The following is a 14610-nucleotide window of genomic DNA, read 5'->3' as shown; positions in this document are numbered from 1 at the left end:
TCCCGCGTCGCGCCCGGCGGGCAACGGCCTATTCAGCCGCCAGCGGCCGCAGATATTCGCGCTCCACGTCGAAGGCCATCTGGGTGAAAATCTGACGCAGTTCGGAGCGGACGGTCGCAAAGCCCTGATGGGGTCGCAATTCGGCCTCGTCCGAATAAAGCGAACGTGAAATCTCGATCTGGATCGCATGCTGACCGATCGAGGGCTTACCGTATCGCTCGGTGATGAAGCCTCCGGCATAAGGCTTATTGCGCATCACATCATAGCCAAGGCCGGAAAAACCGGAGGTTGCCATGGCGACGAGCCGGGCCGCGGCGCTGGTTCCATAGCGATCCCCGATCACGACGTCGGGGCGCCGTCCGCTTGGAAGCGCGCGGACGGTGGAGGGCATGGAATGACAGTCGATGAGGATTGCCATGCCGAACGCCGCCTTGGTTCGGGCAATCAACGCGCCCAAGGCCTCGTGAAAGCTGCGATAGAACACTTCGACGCGCTCCAGCCCCTCCTCCACGTCGAGCCGCGCGCGATAGATCTCGGTGTCCTCGGCGACGATCTTCGGGATCGTGCCAAGACCGCCGGCGACCCGCAGAGAGCCGGTATTGGCGTAATCGGGCAGCCGTCCGGTGAACATCGCCTGATCGAGCTCATAGGGCTCGCGATTGACGTCGAGAAAGGCACGGGGAAAATTCGCCGCGATGAGCGGCGCCCCGATTTCGGGCGCAAAGCCGAACAGCTCGTCGACGAAGAGATCTTCCGAACGCCGGATCGTGCGCGCGTCGAGTTTCGAGAGATCGGTCAGGCTTCTCGGATAGTGACGACCGCTATGGGGCGAGCAGAAGACCAGGGGCGTTGTGGGGACCGCCGGCTCGAAAAGCTCGAAAGCGGGCGTCTCTCCATCACCAGTGATGACTGTCGGGACCGTCGCCAACCGAATCTCGTCTCCTTGCGTCGTCTCTTGGCCTGCCTTTGCGAACGCTCGGCCGCCTGCTCCGTGATCGCCCATATAGGCCGCTGCCGATCCGGGTGCTCCTGCGACCCATCACCACGCAACGGCGTTCTGCGTTTCGCTGGACCGGAACCGACCGACCGGCGAAGCGTAAACCATGGCGGAAAGTCCACGCTTGTCGCAAACCTTGAGCGAAGATAGCCGAAGCTCAGCGTGCGTCCATTCTCTTTAGGATTTGTTGGGCCGATCTGCTATAGGACAGAACGCACTTTTTGGAGTCCGGGCTGGGCCTGCCCGGCGGCAGAACGCGGAAAAAACGGGAATGACGAAAATCCTGCTCGCCGAAGACGACAACGATATGCGCCGGTTTCTGGCCAAGGCGCTCGAACGCGCCGGCTATGAGGTCGTCGCCTTCGACAATGGCGGCAGCGCCTATGAGCGCCTGCGCGAGGAGCCCTTCTCTCTGCTCCTGACCGATATCGTGATGCCGGAGATGGACGGTATCGAGCTGGCGCGACGCGCCACCGAGCTCGATCCCGATCTCAAGGTGATGTTCATCACCGGTTTTGCGGCCGTGGCGCTCAATCCGGATTCGAAGGCTCCGAAGGACGCCAAGATCCTGTCGAAGCCGTTCCATCTGCGCGATCTCGTGGACGAGGTGGGCAAGATGCTGGCGGACGCTGCGTAAGCGTTCGATGAGGGTTTCGCGCTTCGATGCCGGCATCGAAAAATTCCTCGCGAAACCCTATTGACGGCGGCGAGGCCCTATGGTCTATCCGCCGACGTCGGTTGGGCGTGTAGCTCAGCGGGAGAGCACTTCGTTGACATCGAAGGGGTCACAGGTTCAATCCCTGTCACGCCCACCATCCGACACCTCCATCTCATTTTGATGACAATGGCGCATCCGGGTCATGACCCGGGTAGTTTCGGCTGCTGATCCGATCAGCCTTGTCGCTCTCCGTGCCGTTCCGAGCGAAACGGCATACGGCGTAAACATCGTCGAGCTCCTCGAAGCGCCTGATACGAAATCCGCTTGATCGCTTCGCGATACGGATTTTTAAAGCTGCTCAAGCGCCACGCGGGCTTTGATACGGAGCCCGATTGAACCCGTCGGACACCTTATGCCTGACCTTGGCGGCACGGGACTGGCCGCCGCCTGCGCACTCTTCGTCAACGGCGTCGAATCGCGCCCCCCTTCACCGTGTCGGTCGTCAGCGTGACACGTGCTTCGTCGAGACGGTCGCAAAAAAGGCCGGCGCATGGTGCACCGGCCTTTGGATCGAATCAGAGAAGCTTAAGACAGATCAGGCGAAGACGTTGTCCGCGACAAGATCGTAGACCACGCCATTTGCGATGGCCGCCGCCGTCCGGTCGAGATTCTCGGAGGCTTCTGCGAAGGTGTAGAGCACCGTTTCCCGGGTCGCGCCCTCAGCGAGTTTGCCTTCCCAGAAGCTGATGCCGGCCTGTTCGCCTGCCCGGCCGAGAATGTTCTCGTAGAGCTTGGAGACATAGGTCTGGTTCGTCGGATCGTTGCCATAAGCCGTTGCGAATTCCGACGAGCGGATGAAGCCCGCCGCCACTTCGGCGAAGGACATCCCCTTGTCGGCCGCATTGATCCAGAAACCGAGGCCCGGTTCGTCGGGCGCGCGGTTATAGGCCGCCTGATAGGTGCGGAAGACGACGCCCGCCACTTCGCCGGCCCCGGTATCGTAGGCAACGCCTTCGTCGGTGAAAATCAATCGCTCCACGGACGCGAATGCGTCGGTGCCGGCAGCCGAGGTGACCGAACCATTGCCGGAACCGTTATAGGTTACCTGAGCGCTCGCCCTTGCAACGGCGATGATGGCCCCGTCGGTCTCGGTCCCGCCACGGAACTCGTCATTGCCGCCGCCGCCGATCATCACGTCCTTGCCGCCGCCGCCGATCAGCGTGTCGTCGCCGTCATTTCCGATCAGGCGATTGGCCGCGCCGTTGCCGATCAGGATGTCGTTGCCCGAGCCGCCGATCGCGTTCTCGATGGTTGCCCCCTTCGCGATCGAAAAGCCGCCCTGGATGCGGGTTCCGGCCTCGTTCAGAAGCGAAGAGAAGAAGCCGCCGGCCTGACCGGTCCCGCTCGCAATCTCGTTCTGGGCTTCAGCGGACAGCGTGGACCAACCCTTCGACGCCTGGACATCGGCAACGAGGGCGTTGACATCGGCGCCTGGTGCCGTGGTCAGCGTTGCCTCCGAGAGCTGGATGAGCGCCCGGCTCGTCCCTGAATATTGGATCGTGTCGTTACCGCCCGTATCCCAGATGCCGTAATAAGCGCGCCCGACAGAGATCGTGTCGCCCGACGTGTCGATAGCCGTCGTGCCGGCATCGGTCAGCGTATAGGTCGAGTTGCCCGCGCGGGTCGTCATGTTCGCGCCGTAGATCTGCTGAAGCGCAGCGATATCCAGCGCCATCGGCGTCAGGGCCCGGCCGAATTCAGACCCCGGACCGTCTTCGCCGAGGACGACATTGGGGGGCGGCGTGTAGGACATGATGGTCTGATGCCACTGATAGGGCGCGACCTGCTGATACTGATCGAGCCCGGTCGAGGTCGATCCCGAATCGGCACCATGCGGATGGTTGAGGTTCAGCGAATGACCGATCTCATGGAGGATCGTCTCGAGCCGGTCGCCACCACCACCGAGCTCAGGCGTCGCAAGGTGGTTCGGGGCATTGATATTCACCGCCCAGAAGCTCTGCGCGCCCGACGGATTGGTCGTCACGCCAAGACTGTTGGCGTTGTTATCCTGGCCCATCAAGTAATCGGCGTTGATGTCGTCGGTCAACGCGATACTGAGATTGATGAATTCCTGGAAAATCGCAATCGAATACTGAATATCGGTGACGAATGACGCCGGAAGATCGGCGTCCATCGGCTTCTGATCGGCATTGTTGGGATCAACGATGAGCGCGTTGAAACGCTCCAGTTCGGCAGCATTGCTGAGCTGAACGATATTGAAGGTGACATGCGGCGCGGCGCCGGAATTGTCCCACTTCATGTTGCCAACGATCGGACGCAGAACGTCAGGCGTCGTCGAAAGATCGTAAGAAAGCGCTTTCCCCATAAATGCCTCTGGAGGGTTCGCGGAGCGGATTCCCGGTCTGCTCCGCGCTTACCGTATCCTCCCCGAAGCGAAAGATTTATCCAAAGGTGTACGTAACGACAAGCTGGAAGCAACAACAATCAGCTTGCCTGAAATTCGCGATTTGCTAATGATTTTCTCCGGCCAACCGAACGTCAGCCAGCGCGTTTGAAGACCAGTATCCAGGCGATCGTTCGCCGACGCCTGGATGTGGCACATCGTTCGCGTACCGCGCGCTGGCACGACGCCTGCTGCCGCTTTTCCCTTAAGATTTTAAGCCGCGAGGGGACGGCGGAGAGGCCTGGCGGGTTCGCTCACCGGGTTGAGATTGACCTTCTTCGGGCCGAGGAGACCGACTTCATAAGCCAGCATCGCCGCTTCGGCGCGAGCGCGGTCAAGGCCGGGCGCTTCGTCGTCGCCCAGTGTGAACAGGCTACCGCCATTGAGGAAAGGCGCCTCGAAGGCCGCCCTTAAGGAAAGGCCGACCGGCAGACGCGGCGTCGGGCTCGCAAGGATCAGATCTTCGACAGCGCGGGCGACGCGGCTTGGGATCGGCGTCACGGCGCTCGCCACAAAGGCGCGGGTGCGGCCCGGACGCCCGTTCGTCTCGTCAGCGGCGAGCAGCCGGTCGGTCGCAACCGCCGCGAAGGCCGAGAGCGGCGAGAAGCGGACCGGAATGAGCGTTTGATCGGCAAGCCGGCTGGAGGACAGCAAAGTCTCGGGATCGGTGCCCGCATCAACGATCGCCGCCTCGCCGCGCCGGCGAGCACCGCGCACCAGACGTTCGATCTCGATCGGGTCACAGGCGCGCACGATCCGGAGGCGAGCGGAGAGTTGGCGCTTCTCGGCCCAGTCGGCAGCGTCGGGATCGCGCGCCGCATCGATGAGCGTCACCGGAATGTCGGCGCCGCAGACCACGGCGGCCAGAGTCATGGCAAGCGTCGTCGCGCCGGAGGCCTTTAGCGACCCAATCGTCAGAACAGGCACCATATCGAGCTCGTTTTCCTTGCGAAATCATTGGCTTGAGACGACGCTCAGCGCCCTCTCGTCAGCCAGCATTTCCGCCCGAGATGGTTAACGAATGGTTAACGCGCGCCCTCCAACGTCAGTCCGCCGCAAGCCTTAAGAAACCGTTACACTTGCTGCCATCTTTCAAATCAGGGCCTTGCGGATACTCCCGTGCTCGCAACCGCGAAAAGGAACATCGGAGGCGCGATGGATGGCGTTGCCGACCGGCAACGCCGGATGAGATGCAGAGCTACAACGGCCGGGCATCCGGCAACCGCACGCCCGAGGCCGAGCTTTGCCGATCCTGAGCGCTTGCCACTCGACAAGCGCATCGCGCGGCGGCTGGTGCGCCGAGAAGCTCAATCCTTCGACGCTGAACCGACGACCTCGCCATCCTCCTTGGTATAAAGGCCGACCGCGCCCTCCGGCAGCAGCGCCATCACGGCCTCGGACGGACGGCAGAGGGCGGCGCCTTTGTCGGTTACGACGATCGGCCGATTGATGAGGATCGGATGCTCCATCATCGCAGAGAGGAGTTCGTCGTCCGAGAGCTTCGGATCGCCGAGACCGAGCTCGTGATAGGGTGTTCCCTTCTCGCGCAGGATTTCGCGCGGCGTGAGACCCATCATGTCGAGAAGCTGCTGCAAGAGGTCCCGGCTCGGCGGGTTCTTCAAATATTCGATAACCTCAGGATCTTCGCCGGCCTGCCGCAGCATGGCGAGGACATTGCGCGAGGTGCCGCAATTCGGGTTGTGATAAATGGTGGTGGGCATGAAATCTCCCTGGGAAACGATAAGGCGTCGCTGGTTCTCAGCCGCTCAATCGACGGCTCGCTCATCGGTTTTCATCATCGCGCCGCGTATGGTGAGCTGCTGGCCCGGATTGAACAGCCATTCGAAAAGGAAGAAGGCGAGAAACGCACCGACGAATTGAGCTGCGACGAACGCCGGTACGTCGAGCGGCCGAATGCCGGAGAACGTATTGGTGAAGGCTCGGGCGATCGCGACCGCCGGATTGGCGAAGCTCGTCGAGGCGGTGAACCAATAGGCGCTCGTAATATAGAGGCCGACCAGCCAGGGGATCGAGCTCGGCGCAAAACGCAAACCGCCGAGAATGAAGCCAACGAGCCCGAACGTCGCGACGATCTCGGCCCACCATTGCGCGGCCCCCGTTCTGGCGTGAGCCGACAGATCGAGGATCGGTAGCTCGAACATGAGGTGAGCTGCGATCGTGCCCAACAGGCCGCCAACGATCTGGGCCGATCCATAGGCAAGCGCCGCGTCGCGGCCAATCGCACCGCGCAGGGCCATGACGAAGGTCACGGCCGGATTGAAATGTGCCCCCGATATCGGACCGAACACCGTTATCAGAACGACGAGGATCGCACCCGTCGGAATGGTGTTGGCCAGAAGCGCAAGTCCTGTATCCGACGTCAAGCGCTCAGCCATGATGCCCGAACCGACCACGGCCGCGACCAGGAAGGCCGTACCAAGACCCTCGGCTATCAGCCGGCGTCGAAGATCGAACGTCACGCTCTGGCCCATTCTGGCGACCTTCCCCCGGAGTCGTTCGCACCAACGGAACGCCATGCTTTCACCATGCGCGTTCGATCATGATGCGATAATACAAATATCCTTGGAAGATTGCAATGCGGTTGTGCCGGCGTCGTTACACCGGCGCCCGTCCCCATTCAAAAGCCGAAGAACAGCCAAAGGCGTGGGAAAGCCGACAGCCCGGAACGAGATCACGTGCCTAGCTGTCGTCGTCGGGAATGTTCAGCTGGTAGCCGCAAGCCTTGCAATGGACCGCGTCGGGATCATGCCGCTGAAGCCCGCATTGGGGGCATTGATGATGGACTTTCGGCGGTTTGAAAATCGCTTGGGCAAGCTGCACGAAGAGCGATATCCCGATGATCATGATCACGATGGAGGTCAGTTTGCCGCCTGGCCCGTCCAGCGTGATGTCGCCATAGCCGGTGGTGGTGACCGAGGCGACGGTGAAATAAAGGGCGTCGAGATAGCCCTCGATGCCCGAGCCTTCGCGAAAGAAGAAGGTGTAGATGAAGCCCGTAGCCAGAAAAAGGAAGGTGACGAGATTGACCACGGCTTTCAGGGCCAGCTCGTATTCGGCCCAATGGGAGCGGCGCAAGGGACGCCAGAGATTGCCGCTTTGCGACAGGGCCCAGAGCCGAACGATACGCAGAAACCCGAAATTGATGAAGGTATAGGGCCAGAGCAGCGTGATCAGAATGAAGATGTCGATGAGGACGAAGGGTTGTCGCAGCCATCTCAGAAACTCGCGCGCCGCAAAGGCGCGAGCCAGGAGATCGATGCTCAATATGGCCGCGACCGTATAGTCGATCGTCAGATAATAGTCCGTGTCGCGGATGACCGGCGTCACTACGAACAGCGCAATGATGGCGAGATCGACGAACAGGACGACGATTTGAAACCGTAAGGCCTTGGGGCGATTGCCATGGTAAAGGCGGCGGAGACGAAAGCTCAATCGCGCGACCGTGGAGCGATGCCGACGCTCTTTCGCCTTCGAATGCCCCTCGTCCTGCGCTGTCATTCGCTCTCTCTCGATCCCTTCGCAACGCACCGTCCTGGGCGCATCGGACGAAAGGAGCTATCGCCCGATCCTTCGACGTCAAAGGTTTGGCATGCGAGGAGGCGAGAACGCTCAAGGCCTCGCGGATTCCCCCCGCCTTCGAAAGGGCCGAGAGCCCTATTCGGCCGGGGCGAGCGAAAGCGGTTCAGAGAGCGACCCGCCAGGTCAACTCGCGGCTGTCCCCTGCATCGAGCACCAATATGCCGGGCTTATCGAAAATGTCGCCGTCGAAATCGACGGGGCTCGCCATCGAATACCAGGGCTCGATACAGACGAAAGGCGCGCCGCCGGGCTTCGACCAAATGCCGAGATCGCCAAAACCCTCCCAGGAAACCGCCAGGGACCGGAGAACATCCCCGGCCTCGGTCAGCGCGTCATAGCTGACGCTACGGCTCGCCACATTCGGCATGACAAGAGCGTCCCGCTCGAACAGCGTCTCGGAAAGCGGCAGAACACGCCCATCGAAGGGCAGCGGCTTGGGCGCGCTGAGAAGGCCTGCCTCGACGCCGAGGGCCGAACCGGTCTCTTGGGTGTCGAAGACAATGCGATGGCGCTCCTTTGCGACCCCGTTGGCGAGCGGCCATCGAAAACCTGGATGCGCGCCAACGCCGCAGGCGAGCTTCGTCTCGCCCGGATTGGTGACGCGGGTTGTCACGGAGAGGCTTGCGCCCGCGACCGCATAGATCAGGTCGAGGATGAAGGGGAACGGATAGACGGCACGGCTTTGCGCATCGTCGCGAAGGCGCATCACGAGCCGATCATCGCCGATCTCCACCGCCTCGAACAAGCGATCGCGGGCGAACCCATGCTGCCCCATCGCATAGCTTTGCCCGTCATGACGGAGGGTATCGCCTGACAGCCGGCCAACGACAGGGAAGAGCACGGGCGCGTGACGCGGCCATTCCGGGCCCGCCTGCCAAAGAAGCTCGTCGCCGCCAGCATCCTTCAGGCTGACGAGTTCCGCCCCTTCAGCCTTGACGACGGCGCTGACGCCCTCGGCTTTCAACGCAAACCGGTCAGTCATCGAACCCCACCCCTCTCGATGCGAGCTATCACAAGTCAGCCGAGGCCGAGGGCCTGACAATGGGAATAAGCCACGAGCCGGTCCGTTCCGCCACCAGCGATCTGCCTCAGGCGTGTCTCGCCGGTGCGCCGGGTCGTCTCGGTTCGGAAGATGCCGTTCCAGCCACTGTCGCCGCCGGGCTTAGTGGCATTGGCAATGCCGCAGGCCATCAACTGGCCGCTTGGGGAAAGACCGGTCTTCAGGCCGAGGACGCGCACTGTCCAGTCTTGGGGAAAGGCGCCCTTCACGGCCAGAGCGATCGCGGCGCGCTCTGCTTCACTGGCCTGCGCCGTCGTCGTGCGCGACAAATCTTCGCCGCCCCCGCCTTCCGTCAAGATCCGAGTCACATTGACCTCGGGCATTTCGAGGCTCGGCATAGCGAGGCCGAAAAGGGACCCCTGCCCTCTGCGCGGTGGGTCGTCGCTCGAATTGTGGCCGCACGCGGCAAGCGGCATCGTCGCGATGGCGGCCAGAATGATCGTTGATCGCATCGGCATGTCTGGCTTCATCCCTTAGACCAGCATTCCTTCGCCTGAACGGCGCCCTCGCCTTTCAAGGCCCCGCATTCGGGTCTCTCTCAAGCCTAGGGCGTTGAGTGAGAAAGTGGAATCCCAGTCAGCCCCGTTCGAGCCTGGAAGGCGAAATAATCGCCCGTTTCGAGGCGATTATACGGTTTCTGATAAGGCCGTGACTTTTCGGGCATCCATGCCGGAGACCGCTCGAAGAGGCGAGGCGCATGCGCGGCCCCTAAAAGGACCCCTCAACCGCTCGTCAGCAGCATCGCTGCGATCACCAGCATGGTGAGGCCAACGACCATATCGAGAACGCGCCAGGCCGCGGGCTTGGCGAAGACCGGGCGCAGCAATGTCGCGCCATAGCCAAGGGAGAAGAAGAACACGAAAGAAGCGGCCACGGCGCCAAGGCCAAAATAGGCCCGATCACCGCCGAACTGGCTGGCGATCGAGCCAACGAGGACCACCGTATCGAGATAGACATGCGGGTTGAGAATGGTGAAGGCGAGGCATGTCAGGATCGCCCGTTTGAGGCTTGCTTGCTCGTTTTCGGCCGGCTTCATGCCCGTCTCGTCGCCCTTGAAGGCGGCCCAGAGGCGGGTCGCCCCGTACCAGACGAGGAAAGCGGCGCCGAACCATTTCAGCCAGACCTCGATCCCTGGCAGGATTTCCGCCACGATCGAGAAGGAGGTGACGCCCAGCGCGATGAGCGCAGCATCCGCGCCGGCGCATGTCAGGCAGATCGCGAAAACATGCTCGCCCCTCAATCCCTGGCGCAACACGAAGGCGTTCTGAGCGCCAATGGCGAGAATCAGGCTGAAGCCGGTCAAGAAACCGGTGAGCAACGCGGTGACGGAGTCGAAAGGCATTAATGACGCGACCAGAAGGTGTGGACCTCTAATCGTGTCTAGCCCTCCACCATAGGCCCGGCAAGGGATTGCCGAGCGTCCTATCAGACCATCGGATCTCCAATCAGCGCCTTGAACCGTTCTCGTACGGCCTCGGTCGTCTCGTCGAGCACCGGGCCGATCGCTTCGGCGTCCTTGCATCCCAGCGCGTTGGCGAGCCGGTCGGCGAGGCGCGGCGGCAGGTCGCCGAGCTGGTTCGAACCCATTGGAGTCAGCCGGCCAAGCTGCATGACGCCGGCAAGACGAGCCATCGAATTGGCGAGAGACAATGGCCCCTCTTCACCCTCTAGAGTGTGATCGAAGGCGGCCAGAACGTCCGCCGTCGGCGTACCGGGCGTGATGCCCTCGACGCGACCGGTCAGTTGCGCCCATTGGGCGATGAATTCGAGATCGATGAGACCGCCTGGCCGCAGCTTGAGATCAAGAGCCCCGCGCGGCGGCTTCTCGCGCTCGATCCGCCCGCGCATGGCGCGAACATCCTCCGTGACGGCGTTGCGCTCTCGCGGCAGAGCCAGAAGCGTCTCCACCGTCTCTTCGACGAGCTTGCCGAGATCGGGATCGCCCGCAACGACCCGCGCCCGCGTCAAGGCCATGCGCTCCCAGGTCCAGGCTTCCGCCTCCTGATAGCGCCGGAAGGTGGCAAGGCGCGTGGCGAGCGGACCAGCGTTGCCGGAGGGACGCAATCGGAAATCGACCTCATAGAGCGCGCCCTCGCGCATCGGGGCCGTCAAGGCTGCGATCAGGCGCTGGGTGAGGCGGGTGAAATAGACCTGAACGGGCAGCGGCTTCTCGCCGTCCGATTCATCCGCCTCCTCGTCGTGATCATAAAGGAGGATGAGATCGACGTCGGAATTGGCCGTGAGTTCGCGGCTACCGAGCCGCCCCATGCCGAGAAGCGCCAGGCGCATAGCCTTCACCTGGCCATGGCGACGCGCGAACTCGCCGACGACCGCTTCGAGAAGCGCGTCCAGCACGACATCGGCAATATTGGAAAAGGCCGGGCCGGCTTCGGCGAGATCGACGACGCCGGAAAGCATGCGCGCGCCGACGAGAAAGCGCTGTTCAGACGCGAAGATGCGTAGACGCGCCAGCACGTCCTCGTAATCGGTGGCGTCCTCGAGAAAGGCGTCGAGGCGCGAGGCCATGAGATCGCGGTCGGGCACCTCGTCGAAGAAGGCGGGATCGAGAAGCGCGTCAAAGACATGAGGACGCTGGGCCATGGTCGCCGATAGGGCCGGCGCGGCCGTGATGATGAGAGCGAGAAGCTCGAGAATGCGCGGATTGGACGCGATCAGGGAAAAGAACTGAATGCCGGAGGGCAGTCCAGCGAGAAAGGTGTCGAAAGCGGCAACCGCGCCGTCGGGATCGGGGGACTGGGACAGGGCGTTCAACAGCGCGGGCAGAACCTCTGTCAGGCGCTCGCGCGCTTTTTCCGTTCGCGTTGCCCGGTAACGGCCATAAGCCCAAGAGCGCAGGATGCGGGCGACATCTTCCGGCCGCGCAAAGCCAAGCGCCGTGATCGCGTCGAGCCCGTCCTTGTCCTCCTCATTGGCAAGGAGCCGGGTAACCGCCGCATTGTCCTTGTCGCCCGCCCCACCTCTTGCGCGGCGCCCCTTGCGCCCATCCTTGAAGAGGCCGGTAAAATGGCGATCGACGAGCGCGAAGGTCTCGGTCAAGGCCTTTTCGAAATCCGGCAAGCTTTCGAAGCCCAAGAGGCCCGCGAGCTCACCCAGCCCTTCTTCATCCGCGGGCAGATCATGGGTTTGCTCGTCGGCGACCATCTGGACGCCATGCTCGACGCGGCGCAGGAACCAATAGGCATCGGTCAGCGCCCTTGCCGTCTGCGCCTCGATCCAGCCGCCGGCCGTCAGAGCTTCCAGAGCATCCTCGGTTCGCCGGCCGCGCAGAGCCGGATTCCGCCCGCCCGCGATCAGCTGCTGAGTCTGGGTGAAGAACTCCACCTCGCGAATCCCACCCCGGCCGAGTTTCACATTATGACCTGGGATCGCAATATCACCGAAGCCGCGATGGTCATCGATGCGGCTCTTCATGTCCTGAATGTCCGCGATCGCGGCGAAATCGAGATATTTGCGCCAGACGAAAGGGGAGAGCTCGTCGAGAAAGGCTTCGCCCGCCGCGATGTCGCCGGCGATCGGCGCCGCCTTGATCATGGCCGCGCGCTCCCAATTGCGCCCAGACCCTTCGTAATAGGTCATCGCCATGTCGGTGGAGATGGCAAGCGGCATCGCGCCGGGATCGGGCCGCAATCTCAGATCGGTGCGGAAGACGTAGCCTTGGGCGGTGCGTTCGGCGAGGATGCGCACCAGCCGGCGGACGATGCGCGAAAAGGTGTCGGTTGCCTCCATCGGGTCGGCGCAGATGCCGGCATCGGGATCGAAGAAGACGATGAGGTCGACATCGCTCGAATAGTTGAGTTCCCGGGCGCCGAGCTTGCCCATGGCGAGAACGAAGAGGCCCGATCCCTCTTCGGGACGATCGGGATCGCGAAGCGTGAGCTTGCCGGACTTGCCCGCTTCGCGAAGGCCCAAACGCAAGGCGGCGCCGATCGCGCCTTCCGCGAGACGCGACAGATCGGAGGCGGTCTTCGAGACGGTCCCGGCGCCGAAGAGATCGCGAAGCGCCAGACACAGGGCAATATCGCGCTTGTCCTCGCGCAGACGCTTCATCAAATCGCCCTCGCCCATCTCAGGCGACGGGAGCGCGGACAAAGCTTCGATACGCTCATCGACGAATGCCGAGACATCCGTGTCGAACAGCATCTCCAGCAAGGCGGGCCGGGCGAGCATCGATCCACGCAGATAAGGCGAGAGCGCCATGATCGCTCCGAGCGCGCGGGCCTCCTCGTCCTCATCACTGCGGACAAGACGGACGAGCCGCTCAGTGCCGGCCTCTTGCGCCGCCTTGGCGAGATCGGCGAGCCAGGTCGCTCCCTTCGACGCAACATCCTTCGAGGCGTCGGTTTCGAGAATGCGTGGACGCAGTGTCCCGCCGATCTTCAACCGGTCCTCACCCCTCGTCTGTGTCATCTCCATCACCGTCCCCCCGCATCTTCGGCAATCTGAGGGACACCCTAAGGCCCGGATGCGAGTCCTCAAGGACCATCGACCCGCCATGCACATTGGCAATGGCCCGAACGAGGGACAGGCCCAGGCCGGAACCGGGCCGCGTGCGGCTTTCGTCAAGGCGATAGAAGCGCTCCACGACCCTTTCGCGCTTGTCTTCCGGGATTCCGGGACCGTCGTCGCAGACGGTCACGATCGCCTGATCGCCATCGTCTTCGACAGCGACCGTCACATGGGCCGGGCTCTCGTCAGAACCGCCATATTTGAGGGCGTTGTCGATGAGATTGAAAAGCGCCTGGGCAACCAGTTCGCGGCTTGCGTCGATATGGATCGGCGGGGAAGCCTGGAGCTCGATCGTTGCACCGGCCTCTTCGGCCAAGGGTTCGTAGAGTTCGGTCACATCTGCCGCGATCGCGGCCAGATCGATGGTCGACTTCAGAACCGGATGCGAACCCGCTTCGACGCGCGAAATCATTAGGAGCGCATCAAAAGTGCGGATCATCTGGTCGGCATCGACGATCATCCCCTCGAGAGCGGCCTTGGTTTCCTCGTTCTCGGCGGTCAGCGCCGCGACCTCCGCCTTCGAGCGCAGCCGCGCCAGAGGCGTCTTCAGATCATGGGCGATATTGTCGGACACTTGGCGCAGACCTTCCTGCAACTGAGCGATCCGAGCCAGAAGCGTGTTGAGATTGTCGGAGAGCCGATCGAACTCATCGCCAGCGCCGACGACGGGAAGACGTTCATCGAGGTCGCCGGCAAGGATCCGCGCGCTCGCCGCCGACATGCGGTCGAGCCGGCGCAAGGCGCGACGCCCGATCAGGAACCAAGCGAGAACGGCGAAGGCCCCCATGGCGGCGAGCGACCAAACCAGCGCCGAGCGCACCACCTCGCGAAACCGGATTGTGTCGGATTGGTCTCGGCCGACGAGGATGCGCATGCCGTTCGGCAGACGATAGACGTCGGCGACGGCCACATGAATCTCGCCGGCATCGTCGCCATAGCGCGTATAGCCAAAGGCGCCGGGCGTGGCGCCCTCTTCGTCGAGGATCCCGGCCTGCAGGCTTTCCACATTGCCAGCGATGATCCGACCTGTCGCGTCGGTGGCAAGATAAAGACCGGCGCCGGGCTGGCGTGCCCGGCGATCGATGGAGCGGACAAGGCCGGCAATGCCGGTGACGCTGTAGACCTGACCCAGTTCGACGATCTCCTCCTCGATCGCCGTGCGGCTCTGCGCCTCGATGATCTCGGTTGCCGTATTCGTCACATAATAGACAAGCCCGACAGAGCCGAGGGCAAAGAGCAGAAGATAGACTGCGGACAGGCGAACCGCCGTCATCTTCATCAGGGATTTCAGGCGTTGCACGGGG

General features: G+C 62.7%; 12 protein-coding genes and 1 tRNA gene. 2 read left to right on the top strand and 11 right to left on the bottom strand.

Features of this window, described 5'->3' with window-relative positions:
* Positions 1-28 precede the first annotated feature (28 nt).
* Positions 29-928, bottom strand: coding sequence for an N-formylglutamate amidohydrolase (locus tag B9A15_RS03730; protein WP_244556778.1), 900 nt, complete (start codon positions 926-928; stop codon positions 29-31).
* Between the two features lie 340 nt (positions 929-1268).
* Between B9A15_RS03730 and cpdR the strand changes: the two genes are divergently transcribed.
* Both cpdR and B9A15_RS03720 read left to right on the top strand, forming a co-directional pair.
* On the top strand, positions 1269-1634 hold the full coding sequence (cpdR, locus tag B9A15_RS03725; protein ID WP_084408687.1) for a cell cycle two-component system response regulator CpdR: 366 nt from the start codon (positions 1269-1271) through the stop codon (positions 1632-1634).
* 103 nt (positions 1635-1737) lie between these two features.
* Positions 1738-1812, top strand: a tRNA-Val gene (locus B9A15_RS03720).
* Between the two features lie 438 nt (positions 1813-2250).
* Here B9A15_RS03720 and B9A15_RS03715 read toward each other — a convergent pair.
* From B9A15_RS03715 to B9A15_RS03670, 10 genes are all read right to left on the bottom strand, one after another.
* Complete coding sequence (locus B9A15_RS03715) at positions 2251-4041, bottom strand: DUF4214 domain-containing protein (RefSeq protein WP_084408686.1); 1791 nt, start codon at positions 4039-4041, stop codon at positions 2251-2253.
* Between the two features lie 291 nt (positions 4042-4332).
* Positions 4333-5049 (bottom strand): chromosome partitioning protein ParA, encoded by a 717-nt coding sequence (locus B9A15_RS03710; protein ID WP_210190471.1) that lies wholly within the window; start codon positions 5047-5049, stop codon positions 4333-4335.
* Between the two features lie 377 nt (positions 5050-5426).
* Complete coding sequence (gene arsC / locus B9A15_RS03705; RefSeq protein ID WP_084408685.1) at positions 5427-5840, bottom strand: arsenate reductase (glutaredoxin); 414 nt, start codon at positions 5838-5840, stop codon at positions 5427-5429.
* A gap of 45 nt (positions 5841-5885) precedes the next feature.
* Complete coding sequence (locus B9A15_RS03700; protein ID WP_084408684.1) at positions 5886-6611, bottom strand: aquaporin; 726 nt, start codon at positions 6609-6611, stop codon at positions 5886-5888.
* A gap of 208 nt (positions 6612-6819) precedes the next feature.
* The gene (locus B9A15_RS03695; RefSeq protein ID WP_084408683.1) at positions 6820-7638 is read right to left on the bottom strand and encodes an ion channel; all 819 of its coding nucleotides are present in this window, start codon (positions 7636-7638) and stop codon (positions 6820-6822) included.
* A 184-nt stretch (positions 7639-7822) separates the two neighbouring features.
* A complete protein-coding gene (locus B9A15_RS03690) occupies positions 7823-8701 on the bottom strand; it encodes an aldose 1-epimerase family protein (RefSeq protein WP_084408682.1) in 879 nt (292 codons plus the stop codon).
* A 35-nt stretch (positions 8702-8736) separates the two neighbouring features.
* Positions 8737-9237: a hypothetical protein gene (locus tag B9A15_RS03685; protein WP_139798183.1), complete on the bottom strand. Its 501-nt coding sequence runs from the start codon at positions 9235-9237 to the stop codon at positions 8737-8739.
* A 263-nt stretch (positions 9238-9500) separates the two neighbouring features.
* Positions 9501-10121 (bottom strand): LysE/ArgO family amino acid transporter, encoded by a 621-nt coding sequence (locus B9A15_RS03680; RefSeq protein ID WP_084408680.1) that lies wholly within the window; start codon positions 10119-10121, stop codon positions 9501-9503.
* An 83-nt stretch (positions 10122-10204) separates the two neighbouring features.
* On the bottom strand, positions 10205-13207 hold the full coding sequence (locus B9A15_RS03675; RefSeq protein WP_084408827.1) for a bifunctional [glutamine synthetase] adenylyltransferase/[glutamine synthetase]-adenylyl-L-tyrosine phosphorylase: 3003 nt from the start codon (positions 13205-13207) through the stop codon (positions 10205-10207).
* Entirely contained in the window at positions 13188-14585 is a 1398-nt protein-coding gene (locus B9A15_RS03670) for a sensor histidine kinase (protein ID WP_170923169.1), read from the bottom strand. The genes B9A15_RS03675 and B9A15_RS03670 overlap by 20 nt, the downstream gene beginning before the upstream one ends.
* Positions 14586-14610 lie beyond the last annotated feature (25 nt).

Origin of the sequence: Fulvimarina manganoxydans (genome assembly GCF_900176465.1) — a bacterium.
Classification (GTDB): Bacteria; Pseudomonadota; Alphaproteobacteria; order Rhizobiales; family Rhizobiaceae; genus Fulvimarina; species Fulvimarina manganoxydans.
This window is presented reverse-complemented; position numbering and strand designations above follow the sequence as displayed.

What these genes read in the sequence shown, in the direction of transcription:
- cpdR (WP_084408687.1), top strand. Translation starts at nt 1,269, where the DNA reads ATGACGAAAATCCTGCTCGCCGAAGACGACAACGATATGCGCCGGTTT.
- B9A15_RS03715 (WP_084408686.1), bottom strand. Translation starts at nt 4,041, where the DNA reads ATGGGGAAAGCGCTTTCTTACGATCTTTCGACGACGCCTGACGTTCTG.
- B9A15_RS03710 (WP_210190471.1), bottom strand. Translation starts at nt 5,049, where the DNA reads ATGGTGCCTGTTCTGACGATTGGGTCGCTAAAGGCCTCCGGCGCGACG.
- arsC (WP_084408685.1), bottom strand. Translation starts at nt 5,840, where the DNA reads ATGCCCACCACCATTTATCACAACCCGAATTGCGGCACCTCGCGCAAT.
- B9A15_RS03700 (WP_084408684.1), bottom strand. Translation starts at nt 6,611, where the DNA reads ATGGGCCAGAGCGTGACGTTCGATCTTCGACGCCGGCTGATAGCCGAG.
- B9A15_RS03695 (WP_084408683.1), bottom strand. Translation starts at nt 7,638, where the DNA reads ATGACAGCGCAGGACGAGGGGCATTCGAAGGCGAAAGAGCGTCGGCAT.
- B9A15_RS03690 (WP_084408682.1), bottom strand. Translation starts at nt 8,701, where the DNA reads ATGACTGACCGGTTTGCGTTGAAAGCCGAGGGCGTCAGCGCCGTCGTC.
- B9A15_RS03685 (WP_139798183.1), bottom strand. Translation starts at nt 9,237, where the DNA reads ATGCCGATGCGATCAACGATCATTCTGGCCGCCATCGCGACGATGCCG.
- B9A15_RS03680 (WP_084408680.1), bottom strand. Translation starts at nt 10,121, where the DNA reads ATGCCTTTCGACTCCGTCACCGCGTTGCTCACCGGTTTCTTGACCGGC.
- B9A15_RS03675 (WP_084408827.1), bottom strand. Translation starts at nt 13,207, where the DNA reads ATGACACAGACGAGGGGTGAGGACCGGTTGAAGATCGGCGGGACACTG.
- B9A15_RS03670 (WP_170923169.1), bottom strand. Translation starts at nt 14,585, where the DNA reads ATGAAGATGACGGCGGTTCGCCTGTCCGCAGTCTATCTTCTGCTCTTT.